Here is a 19,933-nt window from a genome sequence, read left to right on the forward strand (position 1 = left end):
AGATCGATTTACCCATCGATGAGTATAAAGATACCTATGGGGCAAATCGTCTATTTTCGTACAAAGGATAAAAGATTCAACTTTATCTTTGAATAAATCCTTGATAGCTTTTTTTACTGAGCAATCCTTCTAGCTGTCTCATTGAATCTAATGCTACACCGACTACGATTAGTAGACTTGTACCACCTAATGCAATGGAACTAGGTAATTGCCACAATGCAGAAGCTACGATCGGAAGTATGGATATAATACCTAAATAGAATGCACCAGCTGTGCTCAAGCGAATCAACATGTATCCAAGATACTCTTCTGTAGCTTTCCCAGGACGAATACTTGGAATGTAGCCGTTTTGTTTCTGAAGATTTTCCGCAGCTTTTTCAGGGTTTACCTGAATAAATGCGTAGAAGTATGCGAATACGACAATCAACAGAAGATATAAAACAGCTCCGGCTGGTTCTTGTAAATTGAATATACTATTCAATACTTTATACCATCCAGCATTTTGGTAGCTTGCAGCAAAATATCCTAATATAATTTGCGGTGTTTGTAAGAAAGCACTCGCAAAGATAACTGGGATAACACCTGCTGAATTCACTTTAAGTGGTAGTACTGCACCATCTTTTGATGCACTTGCACGTTTGGAATAACGTACAGGAATATTGCGTTTAGCATTCTCCATAAAAGTTACAAAAATAACAAGTATGATGAAAACGAGAACGACACCAATAGTGAATAATACACTTTGTACGATCTCATCACCAGCATTACGGATTTGAATATTGTAAAACTCAACGATATCTTCTGGTAAGCGTGCAACGATACCTGAAAAGATGATCAGTGATGTTCCGTTACCGAAACCATTTACTGTAATCATCTCACCCAGCCACATTACTAACATCGTACCTGCAGTCAGCATGATTGCAATCGATAGATACGTAGACGGACCTGGATTATTTACCAGTCCGTACTCAGTCAACGCATTAAATCCGTAAGAAATCCCCATAGCCTGGAAGAAGGCTAAACCAATTGTTAGATAGCGAGTTACCTGATTAAGCTTCTTTCTACCAACCTCTCCTTGTTCTGCCCATTCCTTGAATTTAGGAAGGACATCCATTTGAAGAAGTTGAACAACGATAGAAGCTGTAATATATGGTGAAACCCCTAGAGCGAAAACTGAGTAACTCCCTAAGGCTCCCCCACCGAATGTATCCAACAGGTTAAACAAACCTGATGAAGACAACTCGTTAAGTGCACTGGCATTTACGCCGGGTACTGTTATATGTGTACCTAGACGAAAAACGATTAAAATTCCAAGAGTGAACAACACTCGTGTTCGAACATCTTTTTCTTTAATAGCACCTTTAATCAGCTCGATCATAAATTAGATCACCTCTACTGATCCACCGGCAGCTTCAATCGCTTCTTTAGCAGCAGTTGAGAACTTGTGTGCTTTAACAGTAAGTTTGCGATCGATATTTCCTTTCGCTAATACTTTCACACCGGATTTTTTGTTTTTAACAACACCTGTTTCAATCAATAATTCTGGAGTTACTTCTGTATCTGCGTCAAAACGATTCAATGAATCTAAGTTAACGATAGCGAATTCTTTACGGTTGTAGTTTGTGAACCCACGTTTTGGTATTGTTTGGAATAATGGAGTTTGTCCACCTTCGAACCCTAGACGAGTTCCGCCACCTGAACGAGCTTTTTGTCCTTTTTGACCACGACCTGATGTTTTACCATTACCAGAAGACGAACCACGTCCAACACGGTTACGTGTTTTACGAGAACCTTCTGCAGGTTTTAATTCATGAAGTTTCATAAATCTTGGCACCTCCTTTAGTTAAACTTAGACTTACTAAACTTCTTTTACGTCAATTAAATGAGCGATTTTTTTGATTGCGCCTCTGACTGCATCATTATCTGGTCTTACAACAGACGAGTTTGTTTTTCTAAGACCTAGAGATTTAACTACCTGATGTTGGTTTTGAGGACGACCAATTAAACTACGCTTTAAAGTAATTTCTAGATTTGCCATTGTGTCATCCCTCCTTATCCAAGTAATTCTTCTACAGATTTGCCACGAAGTTTTGCAACTTCTTCAGCGCGTTTTAATTTGCTAATACCATCGATAGTAGCACGAACCATGTTAATTGGAGAACTAGATCCAACTGATTTAGAAGAAACATCTTGTACACCAGCTAATTCCAGTACGGCACGAACAGGTCCACCAGCAGAAATTCCAGAACCGGCAACAGCTGGTTTCATGATAATTCTTCCGCCACCATGGCGTCCAATGACTTCGTGAGGTAATGTTGTTCCGACCATTGGTACTTCAACAAGGTTAGTTTTCGCTGCTTCAATCGCTTTACGGATTGCTTCAGGAACTTCTTGTGCTTTACCAGTACCGAATCCAACATGTCCATTTTTATCTCCAACAACAACTAGTGCTGCGAATCGTAGACGACGTCCACCTTTAACAACTTTAGTTACACGGTTGATTTCTACAACGCGGTCTTCAAGATCTAATTTTGCTGCATCAATATGAGTTGTCATGTACCTTAACTCCTCCTTTACTCTAGAATTTTAGTCCGTTTTCGCGAGCTGCGTCAGCTAATGCTTGAACACGCCCGTGATATTGGTATCCACCACGATCAAATACTACTTCTGTAACGTTTTTCTCACTTGCACGCTTAGCTACTAGTTCACCAACAGCTGCAGCTTGAGCCACTTTAGAATCACCTGAAACATCAGTATCTAAGGTAGATGCACTTGCGAGCGTTACACCCTCTACGTCGTCAATTACTTGAGCGTAGATGTTTTTATTAGAACGGAATACGTTCAAACGTGGGCGCTCTGCAGTACCAGAAAGATTTCTACGGACACGTTTGTGTCTTTTTTGACGTAATTTGTTTTTATCTGGTTTTGAAATCACAATTGTCACCTCTTTAATATTTATTACTCAAACTAAATTGAGTATAGCTTACTCATTAGGTCAACGCAAAGTTAAGTCGAACAAGTTTATTACTGAAATCAGCTAACTGACTTAGAAATAGGCTGAAATGTTTCAGACCGAGCAGTAAGATCATACGAAGTGTATGATCCGCAACTGATTCTGGACATTTCAAGTTTAAGTTCGACTTGAATGCATTATTTACCTGTTTTACCTTCTTTACGACGAATTTGTTCGCCTTGGTAACGAATACCTTTACCTTTATATGGCTCAGGTGGACGAACGGCTCTGATGTTTGCAGCTAATGCGCCAACTTTTTCTTTGTTAGCACCTTTAACTACGACAACAGTATTTGATGGTACTTCAACAGTTAATCCTTCGATTTCTTCGAATTCAACTGTGTGTGAAAGACCAACGTTTAATACTAATGTTTTACCTTGCAATTGTGCACGGTAACCAACACCCACTAATTCAAGTGTTTTTTGGAATCCTTCAGTTACACCTTCTACCATGTTGTTCACGACAGCTCGTGTAGTTCCATGGATAGTACGGCTTGCTTTAGATTCATCAGGTCTTGTGAATGTCATTACGTTATCTTCAATGTTGATTGAAATAACTGGGCTTAGTGTACGAGATAACTCGCCATTTTTACCTTTAACTGTAATTTCTGTTCCGTTAAGGTCGATTTCTACACCTTCAGGAATAGTAATAGGTTTATTTCCGATACGACTCAAAGTACGGCACCTCCTTCATTCTTTATGTTTATTACCAAACGTACGCGAGGACTTCTCCACCGATGTTTTTAGAACGAGCAGTTTTATCCGTTACAACGCCTTCTGACGTAGAAACAAGCGCAACTCCTAGACCGTTCAATACTTTTGGCATTTCTTCAGCTTTAACGTAGACGCGTAATCCTGGTTTTGAAATACGTTTCAAACCAGTAATAACACGTTCGTCATTTTGACCATATTTCAAGAAAATGCGGACGATTCCTTGTTTGTCATCTTCCACGAATTCGAAATCTTTTACGAATCCTTCATTTTTCAGGATTTGGGCCATACCTTTTTTAATGTTTGAAGCAGGAATTTCTACTTTCGTATGACGAGCATTATTAGCGTTACGTACACGAGTCAAGAAATCTGCGATAGGATCTGTCATGACCATTCGTTATATCCTCCTTTATGACAAGTTTTCTGTTTTTACCAGCTTGCTTTTTTCAAGCCAGGTATTTGTCCTTTATAAGCTAGCTCACGCAAGCAAATACGGCACAATTTAAATTGTTGATATACTGAATGTGGGCGTCCACAACGTTCACAACGAGTATACTCACGAGTCGAAAACTTGGCTGGTTTTTTGTTCTTTTGAATCATAGATTTTTTAGCCATCTCTACATTTTCCCTCCTAATAAGGTGTCGTGGTTATTTTTGGAACGGCATTCCCAATTGTCCAAGTAATTCACGAGCTTCTTCATCTGTATTAGCCGTTGTAACGATAACGATGTCCATTCCGCGAACTTTATCGACATCATCATAATCGATCTCTGGGAAGATTAGTTGCTCTTTAACACCTAACGTGTAGTTTCCACGTCCGTCGAAAGCATTTTTGCTAACACCACGGAAGTCACGTACACGAGGTAGAGAAACAGTTACTAATTTGTCCAGGAAATCATACATGCGTTCCCCACGTAAAGTTACTTTAGTACCGATTGGCATACCTTCACGTAAACGGAAACTAGCGATAGATTTTTTAGCGCGAGTAATAACTGGTTTTTGACCAGCGATCAACGTTAATTCTTCTACTGCTTTATCTAGATTTTTTGTATTAGATACAGCGTCACCAACACCAATGTTTAAGACGATTTTGTCTACAGTTGGTGCTTGCATAACTGAACTATACTCAAATTTTTCTACTAATGATGGACGTACATCATTAAGATATTTATCTTTAAGGCGTGTCATTTATGAATGCCCTCCTTTCCTACTATTATTAAAGTGTTTCGCCAGATTTCTTAGCGTAACGTACTTTTTTACCATCTTCAACTTTATATCCTACTCTTGTAGGTTCATTTGTTTTAGGATCGATCAATTGAACGTTAGAAACGTGAATAGGCGCTTCTGTCTCGACTATTCCGCCTTCTTGGCCCATACCTGTAGGACGGGTATGTTTCTTCATGATATTGATACCTTCAACAACAACTTTGTTTTGTTTTGGTAAAGCTTTCAAGATCGTACCTTGCTTACCTTTATCTTTACCAGCTAAAATTTTAACTTTGTCTCCTGATTTTACAAACATTCTCTAGCGCACCTCCTTATGACATTTGTCGGAATTAAAGAACTTCCGGAGCTAACGAAACAATTCTCATAAAGTCATTCTCACGCAATTCACGAGCAACTGGTCCGAAGATACGTGTTCCACGTGGTGCTTTGTCTTCACGAATAATAACACAAGCATTTTCGTCAAATTTAATATATGAACCGTCTGGACGACGAGCTCCTGATTTTGTACGTACGATTACGGCACGAACAACTTCACCCTTTTTAACAACGCCGCCTGGTGTTGCATGTTTAACAGTTACAACTACTTCGTCTCCGATATTGGCAGTCTTTGCACCTGATCCGCCTAGTACTTTAATAACAAGTACTTCGCGTGCACCAGAGTTGTCAGCGACTTTCATTCGACTTTCTGTTTGAATCACGTTAGGATCCTCCTTTCAAACTCACGAAGAACGAATTCTTCGTTGTGTCGCCTAATAGGCTCACACTATAATTTTATCCTATAAAACTACTGCTTCTTCAACCACATCTAGTAAACGGAATCGTTTATCTTTAGATAATGGACGAGTTTCCATGATTCTAACGATATCTCCAGTTTTGGCAACATTGTTTTCGTCATGAGCTTTGAATTTTGTTGAATATTTCATGCGTTTTTGGTATTTACGGTGTTGTTTTTGTGTAGAAATTTCTACAACGATAGTTTTGTCCATCTTGTCAGAAACAACTTTACCTTGATACACTTTACGGTTGTTACGTTCAGCCATTTTCCAGCCTCCTTTGAATACAGATCAGGCACGATTACTTAACTAATTCAGCTTGACGCAAAACTGTTTTGACACGTGCGATGTTTTTACGGACATCTTTGATGCGCGATGTGTTTTCTAGTTGTCCTGTAGCTAACTGAAAGCGCAAGTTGAATAGTTCTTCTTTGTACTCTGCTTCTTTTTCAATTAATTCAGTAGTGGATAAGCCTTTTAATTCATTAGCCTTCATGTGAGTCACCACTTTCTTCACGAGTTACTACCTTAGTTTTAACTGGTAGTTTGTGTGAAGCTAAACGCAATGCTTCGCGAGCTACTTCTTCAGATACGCCACCGATTTCAAACATGATTTTACCACGTTTTACGGGTGCTACCCAGCTCTCAGGAGCTCCTTTACCGGAACCCATACGTACACCAATTGCTTTAGCTGTCACCGGTTTGTGAGGGAAAATTTTAATCCATACTTTCCCACCACGTTTCATGTAACGTGTCATAGCGATACGAGCAGATTCTATCTGACGACTTGTAATCCAAGTTGAGTCAACTGCTTGTAAGCCGTATTGACCGTAAGCAATTTCTTTTCCACCTTTCGCTTCGCCTCGCATTTTACCACGGAACTCACGACGGTGTTTTACACGTTTTGGTACTAACATTGATTATTTTCCTCCCTTCTGGTTCTGAGTCATTCCTGGAAGAACTTCTCCTTTGTAAATCCATACTTTTACGCCGATTTTACCGTAAGTTGTATCTGCTTCTTCGTTAGCAAAATCGATGTCAGCACGGATAGTGTGCAATGGAACTGTTCCTTCAGAAAAGCTTTCGTTACGGGCCATGTCTGCCCCGTTTAAACGACCTGATACCATTGTACGAATTCCTTTAGCGCCAGAACGCATAGTACGTTGAATTGCTTGTTTCTGAGCACGACGGAATGAGATACGGTTTTCAAGTTGTTCAGCGATACTTTTAGCTACTAAAGTAGCATCAAGATCTGGTCTTTTAATTTCAACAATATTGACGTGAACACGTTTGCCAGTCATACTGTTTAGTTTATTTCTTAGTGAGTCAACTTCTGATCCACCTTTACCAATAACCATTCCTGGCTTAGCAGTGTGAATTGACAAGTTGATTCTGTTTGCAGCACGTTCGATCTCAACACGTGAAACTGAAGCAGTGCTTAATTTTTCTGCAATATATTCACGAACAGCTAAGTCTTCTAGCAATGTGTCCGCAAAGTCTTTTTCTGCATACCATTTAGCGTCCCAATCACGGATGACGCCAACACGCATACCATTAGGGTTTATTTTTTGTCCCACAGATTACCCCTCCTTCTTCTCTGATACCACTACTGTAATGTGGCTTGTACGTTTGTTGATTCTTGAAGCTGCACCTTTTGCGCGCGGACGGAATCTTTTTAAAGTAGCTCCTTCGTTGACATAGGCTTCACTTACAAATAATTCTTCGATATCCATATCGTAATTATGCTCAGCATTTGCAATTGCTGACATTAAAACTTTTTCTACCTCTTCAGATGCTCCGCGGTTAGTGAAGCGAAGGATAGAAATAGCTTCTGCAGCACTTTTGCCACGAATAGTATCGACTACTAATCTAGCTTTACGAGGCGCAATACGGACTGTACGAGCAGTCGCTTTTGCTGCTGTTACTGTTTCTGCCATGGAAATTTCCTCCCTTCGCTATTAACGTCTAGTTGTGCGATCATCTTTACCGTGTCCACGGTATGTTCTTGTTGGTGCAAACTCACCTAGTTTGTGACCAACCATGTCTTCTTGAACATAAACTGGCACATGTTTTCTTCCATCATATACGGCAATGGTGTGACCTACAAAGTTCGGGAAGATCGTTGAGCGACGTGACCATGTTTTGATAACACGTTTGTTGTCTTCACCAAGTTCACGAACTTTTTTCATCAAATGAGCATCGACAAAAGGTCCCTTTTTCAAACTACGGCTCATGTATTGCCCTCCTTCCAGGATGAATCCTGAGTTTTCTTCATTTAAGTTTTATTATTTGTTTTTACGACGACGAACGATAAGTTTATCTGAACGATTCTTACCATTACGAGTTTTCTTACCAAGAGTCGGTTTACCCCATGGAGTCATCGGGCTTGGACGACCGATTGGTGCTTTACCTTCACCACCACCGTGTGGGTGATCGTTCGGGTTCATTACAGATCCACGTACAGAAGGGCGTTTGCCTTTCCAACGGTTACGACCGGCTTTACCAATGTTGATTAATTCGTGTTGTTCGTTACCAACTGAACCAAGAGTTGCACGGCAGCTAGCAAGAATCAGACGGCTTTCTCCAGATCTCAAACGTACAAGTACGTATTTTCCTTCTTTACCAAGGATTTGAGCAGAAGTTCCAGCTGAACGAGCTAATTGTCCACCTTTACCAGGTTTCAACTCGATATTGTGGATAACAGAACCAACAGGAATGTTAGCTAGTGGAAGTGCATTACCAATTTTGATATCTACATCTTCACCAGACATAATGCTTTGTCCAACTTCAATACCTTTAGGAGCTAAAATGTAAGTTTTAACACCATCTTCATATTGGATTAATGAAATGTTTGCTGAGCGGTTTGGATCATACTCAACTGTTTTTACAATACCGCGAACGCCGTCTTTCTGACGTTTGAAATCAATGATACGGTATCTTTGCTTGTGGCCGCCGCCTTGATGACGGACTGTGATTCTACCTTTGTTGTTACGTCCAGCACGTTTTGGGCTTGGAGCTAGCAAACTTTTTTCTGGTGTGCTAGTTGTGATTTCAGCGAAATCTGACCCAGTCATGTTACGACGTCCGTTTGTGGTAGGTTTGTACTTTTTAATCGCCACGCAATTCCCCTCCTTGTAATAATCATGTAGCTGTTTCTACTATTGAACCAGCTTTACTTACCTCTCTAGAAGTAAGTCTTATTCTTATTCGTTTTCTTCTCCGAAGATAGTGATATCGTTCGAATCAGTTGTTAAAGTAACGATCGCTTTACGACGTTTTTTAGTATAGCCCATGTAACGACCCATACGTTTTGGTTTTGGTGCAGTATTAATGATGTTTACTTTTTTAACTTTAACATCGAAGATTTCTTCGATTGCTTGTTTTACTGTAGTTTTCTTAGCGCGAACATCTACTTCGAATGTGTACTTTTTATCGTCCATAGCATTCATAGAAGCTTCAGTGATGATCGGGCGTAAAATTACGTCACGTGCATTCATTATTGAAGTGCCTCCTCTACTTTTTCCAGAGCAGCCTTCGTTAAGATGAGCTTGTCATGAGCAACTACGTCCAGTACAGATACGTTGTTTGGTGCAACAACTTTTACCCCTGGAAGGTTGCGAGCTGACAGCGCTGCAAATTCATTGTCGTTTTCCAACACTACTAAGACCTTTTTGCCAGCATCTAAGTTTGTTAGAACAGCTCTGAACTCTTTAGTTTTTGGTGCGTCAAAGTTCAAACCATCTACTACGACTAATTCTTGATCTATCACTTTAGTTGATAGTACAGATCTAATCGCTAAACGACGAACTTTTTTCGGTAATTTATAGCCATATGAACGTGGTGTTGGTCCGAAGACTACTCCACCTCCACGCCATTGTGGTGAACGGATAGACCCTTGACGAGCACGTCCAGTTCCTTTTTGACGCCACGGTTTACGTCCCCCGCCACGTACTGCACTACGGTTTTTAACCGCGTGTGTTCCTTGTCTTAAAGAAGCGCGTTGCATGGTAATTGCATCAAATACGACACTTTCGTTTGGTTCGATACCAAAGACCGCATCATTCAATGTTACTTCACCATTTTGCGTTCCATCTTGTTTGTATAACGCTACAGTTGGCATTCTGCTTGTCCTCCCTTCCTAATCTATTACTTGTTCCCTGCTTTAAGTGCAGATTGGATTTGAATAAGTGATTTTTTAGCTCCTGGTACATTTCCTTTGATCAATAGTACGTTACGCTCAGCGTCAACACGTACGATTTCAAGGTTTTGTACAGTTACTGTGTCTCCACCCATACGTCCTGCTAATTTCTTACCAGGGAATACGCGTGATGGATCAGATGCGCCACCCATTGAACCAGGACGACGGTGATAACGAGATCCGTGAGTTTCAGGCCCACGTGATTGTCCGTGGCGTTTGATAACACCTTGGAATCCTTTACCTTTTGAAGTCCCAGTAACATCCACAATGTCGCCTTCTGCGAATGTTTCTACTGTAATTTCGTTTCCTACTTCGACGTCTCCAAGCTCAGCATCTCGTAATTCTCTAATGAAGCGCTTAGGAGTCGTGTTAGCTTTCTTAACATGACCTTGTGCCGGTTTGTTTGATAGTACTTCGCGTTTGTCGTCGAATCCTAATTGAACTGAATTGTAACCGTCAGTTTCAACTGTTTTAACTTGTAAAACAACGTTAGGAGCTGCTTCGATTACTGTTACAGGAACTAATTCTCCTGTTTCGCTGAAGATTTGTGTCATTCCGACTTTCTTACCTAAGATTCCTTTGGTCATGAGTACACCTCCGTTATAAGTTTTTTATAGTATTATAATTTAATTTCGATATCTACACCTGATGGTAAGTCTAGCTTAGTTAAAGCATCAACTGTTTTCGGTGTTGGGTTCACAATGTCGATTAGACGTTTGTGTGTGCGCATTTCAAATTGCTCACGTGAATCTTTGTATTTATGCGGTGAACGGATAATTGTATACAATTTACGTTCAGTAGGTAATGGAATCGGACCTGAAACAGTTGCCCCAGTTCTTTTTGCCGTTTCTACGATTTTGTCAGCAGATTGATCAAGCACACGGTGTTCATATGCTTTCAAACGAATACGAATCTTTTGTTTTGCCATGTTTTTCCCTCCTTCGCTTATTTAAAAAATAAACCTAGCTCCACGAAAATTTTTCCAACTCACCCACCATGGCAATGCACCCGGGTGTGTCGCAACCTCTCGCTTCAAAGCCCTGGATCTGAAGTTATTACCCACTTGCACGTTTTTTTATTTCTCCGCACAAAATAAGTACCTCGCAGACACCTATACAAGTATACAGACAATACAATACAGAATCAACCCTTTTTTTATTTATTTTCAAAAAAAGGATAAATAAATTTTAACACTCGATATTTATGGATGAAACTATCTTAAAGACGTGTTTCTTCTATAGAATGTACACCTAGCTTATAACGATTAAAAAAAAAAGAACACCACCTCGAATAATCCGAGATGGTGTTCTTTCTAAGTTGTTAAGCAAGATTCAACCGAATAATAATTATTCGATGATGTTAGTTACAACGCCCGCTCCAACAGTACGGCCACCTTCACGAATAGTGAATTTAGTTCCGTCTTCTACAGCGATTGGTGCAATAAGACTAACTTTCATTGTTGTGTTGTCTCCAGGCATAACCATTTCAGTACCTTCGTTCAATTCAACGATACCAGTTACGTCAGTTGTACGGAAGTAGAACTGAGGACGGTAGTTAGTGAAGAATGGAGTGTGACGTCCACCCTCTTCTTTTGAAAGAACATAAACTTCAGCGTCAAATACAGTATGTGGTGTAATTGAACCTGGTTTAGCTAATACTTGTCCACGTTCGATGTCATCGCGTGACATACCACGTAAAAGTGCTCCAATGTTATCTCCCGCTTCAGCGTAATCTAACAATTTACGGAACATTTCAACACCAGTAACAGTTGTTTTAGCAGTATCTTTGATACCGATAACTTCAATCTCGTCACCAACAGAAACTTTACCAGACTCAACACGTCCAGTTGCAACAGTTCCACGTCCAGTAATTGAGAATACATCCTCAACTGGCATCATGAATGGTCTGTCAGCGTGACGTTCTGGAGCTGGGATGTAGTTATCTACTTCATCCATAAGATCAAGAATTTTTTGTTGGTAATCTTCGTCACCTTCAAGAGCTTTAAGCGCTGATCCAGCAACTACAGGAATGTCGTCACCAGGGAATTCGTATTCTGATAATAAGTCACGAACTTCCATTTCAACTAATTCTAGTAATTCTTCATCATCAACCATATCAACTTTGTTTAAGAAAACAACGATGTATGGAACACCTACTTGACGTGAAAGCAAGATGTGCTCACGAGTTTGAGGCATTGGGCCGTCAGCAGCAGAAACTACCAAGATAGCTCCGTCCATTTGTGCAGCACCAGTGATCATGTTTTTAACGTAATCCGCGTGACCTGGGCAGTCAACGTGTGCGTAGTGACGAGTATCAGTTTCGTACTCAACGTGTGAAGTAGAGATCGTGATTCCACGTTCTTTTTCTTCAGCAGCTCCGTCAATGCTGTCGTATGCTTGTGCTTCTGCATATCCTTTTTTAGATAATACAGTAGTGATTGCAGCAGTTAAAGTTGTTTTACCGTGGTCAACGTGTCCGATTGTACCAATGTTCATGTGTTGTTTTGTACGGTCAAATTTTTGTTTAGCCATTTTAAACATTTCCTCCTTAGATTGTGTTCATTTAATTGGAATAAAAATCACAGTTTTTATTCCATTTTATCACATATGATTATACCGAGTAATCAGTAATTAATCAATCAGTTTGAGCGAATGCTCAGAATAAATTATTCTGAGTCAGATCCGCCATTTTTCTTGATGATTTCTTCAGCAATACTCTTAGGCACTTGATCATAGTGATCAAATTGCATAGAGAATGTACCACGACCTTGAGTTGCAGAACGTAGTGTAGTTGCGTAACCAAACATCTCAGCTAAAGGAATCATACCTCTAACGATCATTGAATTACCACGTTGTTCAGAACCCTCGATATTTCCACGACGTGCAGAAATGTGACCCATGATATCACCCATGTAATCTTCTGGAACTGTAACGTCTACAGCCATAACCGGCTCAAGAATTACTGCACCAGCTCTTTTCGCTGCATTTTTCAATGCAAGAGAAGCTGCTACTTTAAATGCCGTTTCATTCGAATCGACATCGTGGTAAGAACCATCATAAAGTTTCGCTTTAACGTCCACTAATGGATATCCAGCTAATACTCCGTTGTCTAGAGAAGCTTCTAGTCCAGCTTTAACTGCAGGAATGTATTCACGTGGAACAACCCCACCAACGATAGCATCTTCAAATTCGAAACCTGCTCCTTCTTCGTTTGGTGTAAATTCAATCCATACGTGACCGAATTGACCTTTACCACCAGACTGACGAACAAATTTACCTTCTGATTCAACTGATTTAGTGAATGTCTCACGATATGATACTTGAGGAGCACCAACGTTAGCTTCAACTTTGAATTCGCGTTTCATACGGTCAACGATGATATCTAAGTGTAACTCGCCCATACCAGAGATTAATGTTTCCCCAGTTTCTTGATCAGTTTCAGCACGGAAAGTAGGATCTTCTTCCGCTAGTTTTTGCAATGCAATACCCATTTTATCTTGGTCAGCTTTTGATTTTGGTTCAATCGCTACTTGGATAACCGGTTCAGGGAAGTCCATTGATTCAAGGATAACCGGGCTGTCAGTGTCACACAAAGTGTCACCAGTAGTTGTATCTTTCAATCCAACTGCAGCAGCGATATCTCCAGAGAATACTTCTGGAATCTCTTCACGCGAGTTTGCATGCATTTGTAGGATACGACCTACACGCTCACGAGAGTCTTTAGTTGCATTCAAGATGTATGATCCTGATTCTAATGAACCTGAATATACACGGAAGAATGTTAAACGACCTACATAAGGGTCAGTCATAACTTTAAATGCTAATGCAGAGAAAGGTTTATCATCGCCAGCAGTACGCTCGATAACTTCTTCGGGATCTCTTTGAGAGTGTCCTTGAATTGCAGGTACATCTAACGGAGAAGGAAGATAGTCAACAACCGCATCTAATAGCAATTGTACACCTTTATTTTTGAATGCTGACCCTACTAATACTGGGTAGAATTCAACGCTTAAAGTTGCTTTACGGATACCTTCTTTTAGTTGCTCTTGAGAGATTTCTTCTCCTTCAAGGTATTGCATCATTAGATCTTCATCCATTTCAGCAACAGCTTCAACTAATTTGTTGTGCCATTCTTCAGCAAGTTCTTGGTAATCAGCTGGGATTTCTTCTTCAGAAATCTCAGTTCCCAAGTCGTTACCATACATGAAAGCCTTCATGCGAACCAAGTCAATGATTCCGCTAAAGTCATCTTCCGCACCAATTGGTAATTGGATAGGATGTGCATTAGCCATAAGACGATCGTGCATTGAATGGTTAGCATCTAGGAAGTTAGCACCTAGTTTATCCATTTTGTTTACGAATACAATACGAGGTACACCATAAGTTGTAGCTTGACGCCAAACTGTTTCAGTTTGAGGTTCTACACCTGATTGTGCATCTAATACGGCAACCGCACCATCTAATACTCTTAATGAACGTTCTACCTCAACGGTAAAATCTACGTGTCCAGGAGTATCGATGATATTTACGCGGTGGTTATTCCACTGAGCAGTTGTAGCTGCAGAAGTGATTGTAATACCACGTTCTTGTTCCTGTTCCATCCAGTCCATTTGTGAAGCACCTTCGTGTGTTTCACCAATTTTGTGGATACGACCAGTATAATAAAGAATACGCTCTGTAGTAGTCGTTTTACCAGCATCGATGTGAGCCATGATACCGATATTACGTGTTTTTTCTAGAGGGAATTTTCTTTTAGCCACTTGTCTCTACACCTCTCTTTAATTCATTCTATTCATGCTTATGCATGAATCAATTATACAGCATAAAAGAATGAGTCAGCGAGTATTGCTTCTTGAAGACAAGAAACAACCTCTGCTGAACACATTCCTGATTTATATTACCAACGGTAATGAGCGAAAGCTTTGTTAGCTTCAGCCATACGGTGCATTTCTTCACGTTTACGAACAGAAGCACCAGTGTTGTTAGCTGCATCCATAATTTCTTTAGCTAGACGATCTTCCATGGTGTTTTCTCCACGAAGACGTGCGTAGTTAACTAACCAACGCAATGCTAAAGTCGTACGACGATCAGGACGTACTTCTACAGGTACTTGGTAGTTAGAACCCCCAACACGGCGAGCTTTAACTTCAAGAACTGGCATGATATTTTTAAGTGCTTCTTCAAACACTTCGATTGGATCATTTCCAGTTTGTTCTTTGATTGCAGCGAATGCATCATATAAGATTGTAGAAGCTTTTCCACGTTTACCGTCAACCATCAAGCGGTTGATCAAACGAGAAACTAATTTAGAATTATAAATTGGATCTGGTAACACGTCACGTTTTGTAACAGGACCTTTACGAGGCATGTAAATTCCTCCTTTCACAGAATAGTATTTTAAGGTTTAATGTTTTTTTAACCAGCCTTAGCTAGGTTTTTTAGTACCGTATTTAGAACGGCCTTGTTTACGTTCAGCAACTCCAGCAGTATCAAGCGCACCACGAACGATGTGGTAACGAACTCCCGGTAAATCTTTAACACGTCCTCCACGAAGCAAGACAACACTATGTTCTTGCAAGTTGTGTCCTTCTCCTGGAATGTATGCAGTTACTTCAATCATGTTAGATAAACGAACACGAGCATATTTACGTAAAGCAGAGTTTGGTTTCTTAGGAGTCATTGTTCCTACACGAGTACAAACACCACGTTTTTGTGGAGAATATACAGTCGTTTGTTTACGTTTCTGAGTGTTATATCCTCTGTTCAATGCTGGTGATTCAGATTTCTCAATTTTTGATTTACGAGGTTTACGAATCAATTGATTAATAGTAGGCATTTATTGTTTCCTCCTTCCGTCTTTTCTTATAAATAATGGTTTTTCTAGACCCACACATCCAGGCGGTTCTTCATTGAGCAAAAGAATAAATCGCTTGTTCAAGCGACTGCATCAAATTGCATCCCGACATACTCAGACCTTCATCTGACTACTGTCGTTGAAGGAACATTTCCTAAATGATACGGTAGATTAACGGCTCTTGTATTCCAGTCTGAACGACTGTTGACTCTATCGAGCTTAAACGATCTAGAACAGGAATCTGTACACAAAAGCACCTCTAGAATAGTACCACGTCTAGTATAAGGTGTCAACGTTCTAATAGATTTTTTTTATATAATGATGAGTTTCGAGTAGGAGAATCATGCTCCTACTCTTCTCATCAGTCTTTTTATTCTTCTGTTGATGAACTTACTTCATCGTTGATGCTGTAAACATTTTCGCTTACAACGCCTACACTTTTAGGTTTCATCTCATTATAAACTTTCATACCTGTTCCGGCTGGAATAGATTTACCAATGATAACATTCTCTTTCAGACCGATCAGTTTATCATTTTTACCGCGAATCGCTGCATCTGTTAACACACGTGTCGTTTCTTGGAATGAAGCAGCTGACAAGAAACTGTTCGTTTCAAGCGATGCTTTCGTAATCCCCAATAGTACTGGACGTGCTGTTGCAGGTAATCCACCTGATAATAGTGTCGCTTTGTTCTGATCTTTGAAATCATGAATGTCCATTAGGCTACCTGGTAGAATCGTTGTGTCACCTGGATCCAGAACGCGTACTTTACGAAGCATCTGACGAACCATAACCTCAACGTGTTTATCTCCGATTTCTACCCCTTGACTACGGTAGGCACTTTGAACTTCTTGTAGCAAGTAGTTTTGTAATTTGAGCACATTACTTACTGCGAGTAATTCTTTAGGATCTACTGAACCATCGTTGAATGCATCACCACGTTCGATATAGCTTCCTTCTTTAACACGTAAACGTGCGTTGATTGGAAGTGTATAGGTACGTGTATCTGTTGCACCTTTTACCACAATATCTTTAGTACGTTCTGATGGATTCTCATCGATAGACGCAATTTCTCCGGTAACTTCAGTGATCATCGCTTGTCCTTTAGGGTGACGTGCTTCGAAGATTTCTTGTACACGAGGTAAACCTTGTGTAATATCGTCTCCGGCAACCCCACCGGTATGGAACGTACGCATTGTCAACTGCGTTCCTGGTTGTCCGATAGATTGAGCTGCAATTGTTCCAACTGCTTCCCCAACTTCTACTTGACGGCCAGTTGCTAAGTTACGACCATAACATTTCTTACATACACCGTGATTCGTATTACAGTTGAATACGGAACGGATTGTTACTTCTTCAATACCAGCTTCGATGATCTCTTTTGTTAGATCTTCAGTGATCAATTCATTTTCTGCAACCATCACAGCACCTGTTTCAGGGTGCTTAACTGTTTTACGAGCATAACGACCAATAATACGATCTTCTAATGGTTCGATTTCTTCGTTTCCATCCTTGATTGCTGTAACCAATAGACCACGTTTTGTTCCACAGTCATCTTCACGAATGATAACGTCTTGTGCAACATCTACTAGACGACGAGTCAAGTAACCTGAATCGGCTGTTTTAAGGGCCGTATCCGTCATACCTTTACGAGCGCCGTGGGTAGAGATGAACATTTCCAATACAGATAGCCCTTCACGGAAGTTAGAAGTGATCGGCAATTCCATGATACGTCCACTCGGAGCGGCCATCAATCCACGCATACCCGCAAGTTGAGTAAAGTTGGAGATGTTACCACGAGCTCCAGAATCACTCATCATGAAGATGTTATTTTTAGCATCCAATGAATTCATCAAGTGATTTTGAATCAAGTCTTTCGTTTTTGTCCAGACATTGATAACTGAAGTATAACGTTCTTCTTCTGTAATCAGACCACGTCTATGAGAAGCATCGATACGTTCAACTTGTTCGTGTGCTTTTTCAAGAATTTCTTCTTTTTCTTTCAAGTTTGAAATATCTGCGATCCCAACAGTAATACCTGATTTAGTTGAATACTTGTATCCAAGGTTTTTCATTAAATCGAGCATTTTTGATGTTTCTGTCACGTGGAATCGTTTAAAAACTTCCGCGATAACATTCCCTAAGTTGTTTTTCTTGAATGGTTTAACGATTTCCTGATTTTTGATGTGCTCAGGAATATCTGTACCATATTCAACAAAGTAGTGATCGGGTGTTTGTTTTTCTAAGTTAACTTGCGTTGGTTCATTCAAGTACGGGAATTCTGCAGGCATAATTTCGTTAAAAATCAACTTACCAACAGTTGTAATCAAGTACTTGTCTTTTTGCCATTCTGTAAATGGTTTATTCGGAACCGCTGAAGTATGGATCCCTACACGTGAGTGTAAGTGTACATATCCACTTTGGTAAGCCTGAATCGCTTCTGAAGTGCTTGAGAAGATCATACCTTCTCCTTCGCGTTCTGGATCTTCCATTGTCAGATAGTAGTTACCCAATACCATATCCTGAGATGGTGTAACAACTGGCTTACCATCTTTAGGGTTCAAGATGTTTTGTGCACCTAGCATCAAGATACGTGCTTCTGCTTGTGCTTCGTCACTTAGTGGTACGTGGACCGCCATTTGGTCCCCATCGAAATCGGCATTATATGCTTCACAGACTAATGGGTGAAGACGAATGGCTTTTCCTTCAACTAAGATCGGTTCAAACGCTTGGATACCCAAACGGTGTAATGTAGGTGCGCGGTTAAGAAGAACCGGATGCTCACGAATAACATCTTCAAGCACTTCCCAGATTTCTTCGTCCATACGCTCTACTTTACGTTTAGCGTTTTTGATATTATTTGCAATGTCTCTAGCAACCAATTCGCGCATAACGAAAGGTTTAAAGAGTTCAATCGCCATTTCTTTTGGCAAACCACATTGATACATTTTAAGGCTTGGTCCTACTACGATAACAGAACGGCCAGAATAATCTACACGTTTACCCAGTAAGTTTTGACGGAAACGTCCTTGCTTACCTTTAAGCATATGAGAAAGTGATTTAAGCGGACGGTTACCCGGTCCAGTTACAGCACGTCCACGACGGCCATTATCTACTAATGCATCAACGGCTTCTTGTAACATACGTTTCTCATTTTGAACGATGATATGCGGTGCATTCAGATCCAACAGTCTTTTCAGACGGTTGTTACGGTTGATCACACGTCTATATAAGTCGTTCAAATCACTTGTTGCAAAACGTCCACCTTCAAGCTGAACCATTGGTCTAAGCTCAGGAGGAATAACAGGAACAACGTCCATAACCATCCAAGACGGGTGGTTACCAGAGTTACGGAATGCTTCTAGAATATCTAGACGGCGAACCGCTCTCGTACGTTTTTGACCAGTAGCTGATTGTAGAAGTTCTTTTAACTCTGCAACTTCTTCAACAAGATCTACGTCGTTCAATAATGTTTTGATTGCTTCCGCACCAATTTCTGCTTGGAAGTCAGTACCATACTGTGCACGACGTTCGCGATATTCGCGTTCTGTCATCAATTGTTTTTTCTCAAGTGGTGTTTCACCAGCATCTGTTACAACGTAAGATGCAAAATAAATGATTTCCTCAAGTGCACGAGGACTCATATCTAATACAAGACCCATACGACTTGGGATACCTTTAAAGTACCAGATGTGTGTTACTGGTGCAGCAAGTTCCAAGTGTCCCATACGTTCACGACGTACTTTAGACTTTGTAACTTCTACGCCACAACGATCACAAACGATTCCTTTGTAATGAACGCGTTTGTATTTACCACAAGAACATTCGTAATCTTTGGTTGGTCCAAAGATTCTTTCACAAAACAGTCCATCTTTTTCAGGTTTAAGTGTTCGGTAGTTGATTGTTTCTGGTTTTTTAACTTCTCCAAAAGACCAGCTGCGGATCTTATCTGGTGAAGCTAAGCCAATTTGAATACTTTCAAAATTATTAACATCGATCAAAGGGGCGACCTCCCTTTATTAGATTGTGAGCTGCCCTAAAGCTCCAGAACAAGACGGTACCGAGCAGTCCAGAGAACGCGATAGGGCCAGCTCCAAATGATTACATACATTTTAGAGGTGGCCTCCACGCATCTAAGCTGCTCAGCTTGTCTTACCCTT

At 40.4% G+C, this 19,933-nt stretch carries 27 protein-coding genes; all 27 read right to left on the reverse strand.

Going from position 1 to position 19,933, the window contains the following annotated elements; translation table 11 throughout:
* Positions 1-82: 82 nt before the first annotated feature.
* Positions 83-1,378: a preprotein translocase subunit SecY gene (gene secY, locus J5J05_RS06045; RefSeq protein ID WP_208559768.1), complete on the reverse strand. Its 1,296-nt coding sequence runs from the start codon at positions 1,376-1,378 to the stop codon at positions 83-85.
* A 3-nt stretch (positions 1,379-1,381) separates the two neighbouring features.
* Positions 1,382-1,822, reverse strand: coding sequence for a 50S ribosomal protein L15 (gene rplO / locus J5J05_RS06050; protein ID WP_208559769.1), 441 nt, complete (start codon positions 1,820-1,822; stop codon positions 1,382-1,384).
* Between the two features lie 36 nt (positions 1,823-1,858).
* The gene (gene rpmD, locus J5J05_RS06055) at positions 1,859-2,038 is read right to left on the reverse strand and encodes a 50S ribosomal protein L30 (RefSeq protein WP_208559770.1); all 180 of its coding nucleotides are present in this window, start codon (positions 2,036-2,038) and stop codon (positions 1,859-1,861) included.
* A gap of 14 nt (positions 2,039-2,052) precedes the next feature.
* Positions 2,053-2,556 carry a 30S ribosomal protein S5 gene (gene rpsE / locus J5J05_RS06060; protein ID WP_208559771.1) on the reverse strand — a complete coding sequence of 168 codons (504 nt, stop codon included), beginning with the start codon at positions 2,554-2,556 and terminating at the stop codon, positions 2,053-2,055.
* A 22-nt stretch (positions 2,557-2,578) separates the two neighbouring features.
* Positions 2,579-2,944, reverse strand: a complete 366-nt coding sequence (gene rplR, locus J5J05_RS06065; protein ID WP_341868509.1) for a 50S ribosomal protein L18 — start codon at positions 2,942-2,944, stop codon at positions 2,579-2,581.
* Positions 2,945-3,150: 206 nt separating this feature from the next.
* Positions 3,151-3,687 (reverse strand): 50S ribosomal protein L6, encoded by a 537-nt coding sequence (gene rplF, locus J5J05_RS06070; RefSeq protein ID WP_208559773.1) that lies wholly within the window; start codon positions 3,685-3,687, stop codon positions 3,151-3,153.
* 31 nt (positions 3,688-3,718) lie between these two features.
* Positions 3,719-4,117, reverse strand: a complete 399-nt coding sequence (gene rpsH / locus J5J05_RS06075) for a 30S ribosomal protein S8 (RefSeq protein WP_208559774.1) — start codon at positions 4,115-4,117, stop codon at positions 3,719-3,721.
* 35 nt (positions 4,118-4,152) lie between these two features.
* Positions 4,153-4,338 (reverse strand): type Z 30S ribosomal protein S14, encoded by a 186-nt coding sequence (locus tag J5J05_RS06080; RefSeq protein WP_208559775.1) that lies wholly within the window; start codon positions 4,336-4,338, stop codon positions 4,153-4,155.
* A gap of 33 nt (positions 4,339-4,371) precedes the next feature.
* Positions 4,372-4,911: a 50S ribosomal protein L5 gene (rplE, locus tag J5J05_RS06085; RefSeq protein ID WP_208559776.1), complete on the reverse strand. Its 540-nt coding sequence runs from the start codon at positions 4,909-4,911 to the stop codon at positions 4,372-4,374.
* A gap of 28 nt (positions 4,912-4,939) precedes the next feature.
* The gene (gene rplX / locus J5J05_RS06090; RefSeq protein WP_208559777.1) at positions 4,940-5,245 is read right to left on the reverse strand and encodes a 50S ribosomal protein L24; all 306 of its coding nucleotides are present in this window, start codon (positions 5,243-5,245) and stop codon (positions 4,940-4,942) included.
* Between the two features lie 34 nt (positions 5,246-5,279).
* Positions 5,280-5,648: a 50S ribosomal protein L14 gene (gene rplN / locus J5J05_RS06095; RefSeq protein WP_072693467.1), complete on the reverse strand. Its 369-nt coding sequence runs from the start codon at positions 5,646-5,648 to the stop codon at positions 5,280-5,282.
* A gap of 78 nt (positions 5,649-5,726) precedes the next feature.
* A complete protein-coding gene (rpsQ, locus tag J5J05_RS06100; RefSeq protein WP_208559778.1) occupies positions 5,727-5,990 on the reverse strand; it encodes a 30S ribosomal protein S17 in 264 nt (87 codons plus the stop codon).
* 34 nt (positions 5,991-6,024) lie between these two features.
* Positions 6,025-6,219 (reverse strand): 50S ribosomal protein L29, encoded by a 195-nt coding sequence (rpmC, locus tag J5J05_RS06105; RefSeq protein WP_208559780.1) that lies wholly within the window; start codon positions 6,217-6,219, stop codon positions 6,025-6,027.
* Positions 6,209-6,640, reverse strand: coding sequence for a 50S ribosomal protein L16 (gene rplP / locus J5J05_RS06110; RefSeq protein WP_208559783.1), 432 nt, complete (start codon positions 6,638-6,640; stop codon positions 6,209-6,211). The genes rpmC and rplP overlap by 11 nt, the downstream gene beginning before the upstream one ends.
* 3 nt (positions 6,641-6,643) lie before the next feature.
* Entirely contained in the window at positions 6,644-7,300 is a 657-nt protein-coding gene (rpsC, locus tag J5J05_RS06115; RefSeq protein WP_208559784.1) for a 30S ribosomal protein S3, read from the reverse strand.
* A gap of 3 nt (positions 7,301-7,303) precedes the next feature.
* On the reverse strand, positions 7,304-7,660 hold the full coding sequence (gene rplV / locus J5J05_RS06120) for a 50S ribosomal protein L22 (RefSeq protein ID WP_208559786.1): 357 nt from the start codon (positions 7,658-7,660) through the stop codon (positions 7,304-7,306).
* Positions 7,661-7,681: 21 nt separating this feature from the next.
* Entirely contained in the window at positions 7,682-7,957 is a 276-nt protein-coding gene (rpsS, locus tag J5J05_RS06125; RefSeq protein ID WP_208559787.1) for a 30S ribosomal protein S19, read from the reverse strand.
* Positions 7,958-8,008: 51 nt separating this feature from the next.
* Positions 8,009-8,842 carry a 50S ribosomal protein L2 gene (gene rplB / locus J5J05_RS06130; protein WP_208559788.1) on the reverse strand — a complete coding sequence of 278 codons (834 nt, stop codon included), beginning with the start codon at positions 8,840-8,842 and terminating at the stop codon, positions 8,009-8,011.
* Positions 8,843-8,926: 84 nt separating this feature from the next.
* Positions 8,927-9,220, reverse strand: a complete 294-nt coding sequence (gene rplW / locus J5J05_RS06135; protein WP_208559789.1) for a 50S ribosomal protein L23 — start codon at positions 9,218-9,220, stop codon at positions 8,927-8,929.
* Positions 9,220-9,843 (reverse strand): 50S ribosomal protein L4, encoded by a 624-nt coding sequence (gene rplD, locus J5J05_RS06140; RefSeq protein WP_208559790.1) that lies wholly within the window; start codon positions 9,841-9,843, stop codon positions 9,220-9,222. Before rplD ends, rplW begins: the two co-directional genes overlap by 1 nt.
* Before the next feature lie 26 nt (positions 9,844-9,869).
* Positions 9,870-10,508 (reverse strand): 50S ribosomal protein L3, encoded by a 639-nt coding sequence (gene rplC, locus J5J05_RS06145; RefSeq protein WP_208559791.1) that lies wholly within the window; start codon positions 10,506-10,508, stop codon positions 9,870-9,872.
* Between the two features lie 32 nt (positions 10,509-10,540).
* Complete coding sequence (gene rpsJ, locus J5J05_RS06150; protein ID WP_072693478.1) at positions 10,541-10,849, reverse strand: 30S ribosomal protein S10; 309 nt, start codon at positions 10,847-10,849, stop codon at positions 10,541-10,543.
* Between the two features lie 418 nt (positions 10,850-11,267).
* Positions 11,268-12,452, reverse strand: coding sequence for an elongation factor Tu (tuf, locus tag J5J05_RS06155; protein ID WP_208559792.1), 1,185 nt, complete (start codon positions 12,450-12,452; stop codon positions 11,268-11,270).
* 134 nt (positions 12,453-12,586) lie between these two features.
* Complete coding sequence (gene fusA, locus J5J05_RS06160) at positions 12,587-14,680, reverse strand: elongation factor G (protein ID WP_208559793.1); 2,094 nt, start codon at positions 14,678-14,680, stop codon at positions 12,587-12,589.
* A 137-nt stretch (positions 14,681-14,817) separates the two neighbouring features.
* On the reverse strand, positions 14,818-15,288 hold the full coding sequence (gene rpsG / locus J5J05_RS06165; RefSeq protein ID WP_208559796.1) for a 30S ribosomal protein S7: 471 nt from the start codon (positions 15,286-15,288) through the stop codon (positions 14,818-14,820).
* Between the two features lie 57 nt (positions 15,289-15,345).
* On the reverse strand, positions 15,346-15,756 hold the full coding sequence (gene rpsL / locus J5J05_RS06170; protein WP_208559798.1) for a 30S ribosomal protein S12: 411 nt from the start codon (positions 15,754-15,756) through the stop codon (positions 15,346-15,348).
* 388 nt (positions 15,757-16,144) lie between these two features.
* On the reverse strand, positions 16,145-19,774 hold the full coding sequence (gene rpoC / locus J5J05_RS06175) for a DNA-directed RNA polymerase subunit beta' (RefSeq protein WP_208559799.1): 3,630 nt from the start codon (positions 19,772-19,774) through the stop codon (positions 16,145-16,147).
* Between the last annotated feature and the right edge of the window lie 159 nt (positions 19,775-19,933).

The sequence above is a fragment of the Marinilactibacillus kalidii genome (assembly GCF_017599325.1).
Classification (GTDB): domain Bacteria; phylum Bacillota; class Bacilli; order Lactobacillales; family Carnobacteriaceae_A; genus Marinilactibacillus; species Marinilactibacillus kalidii.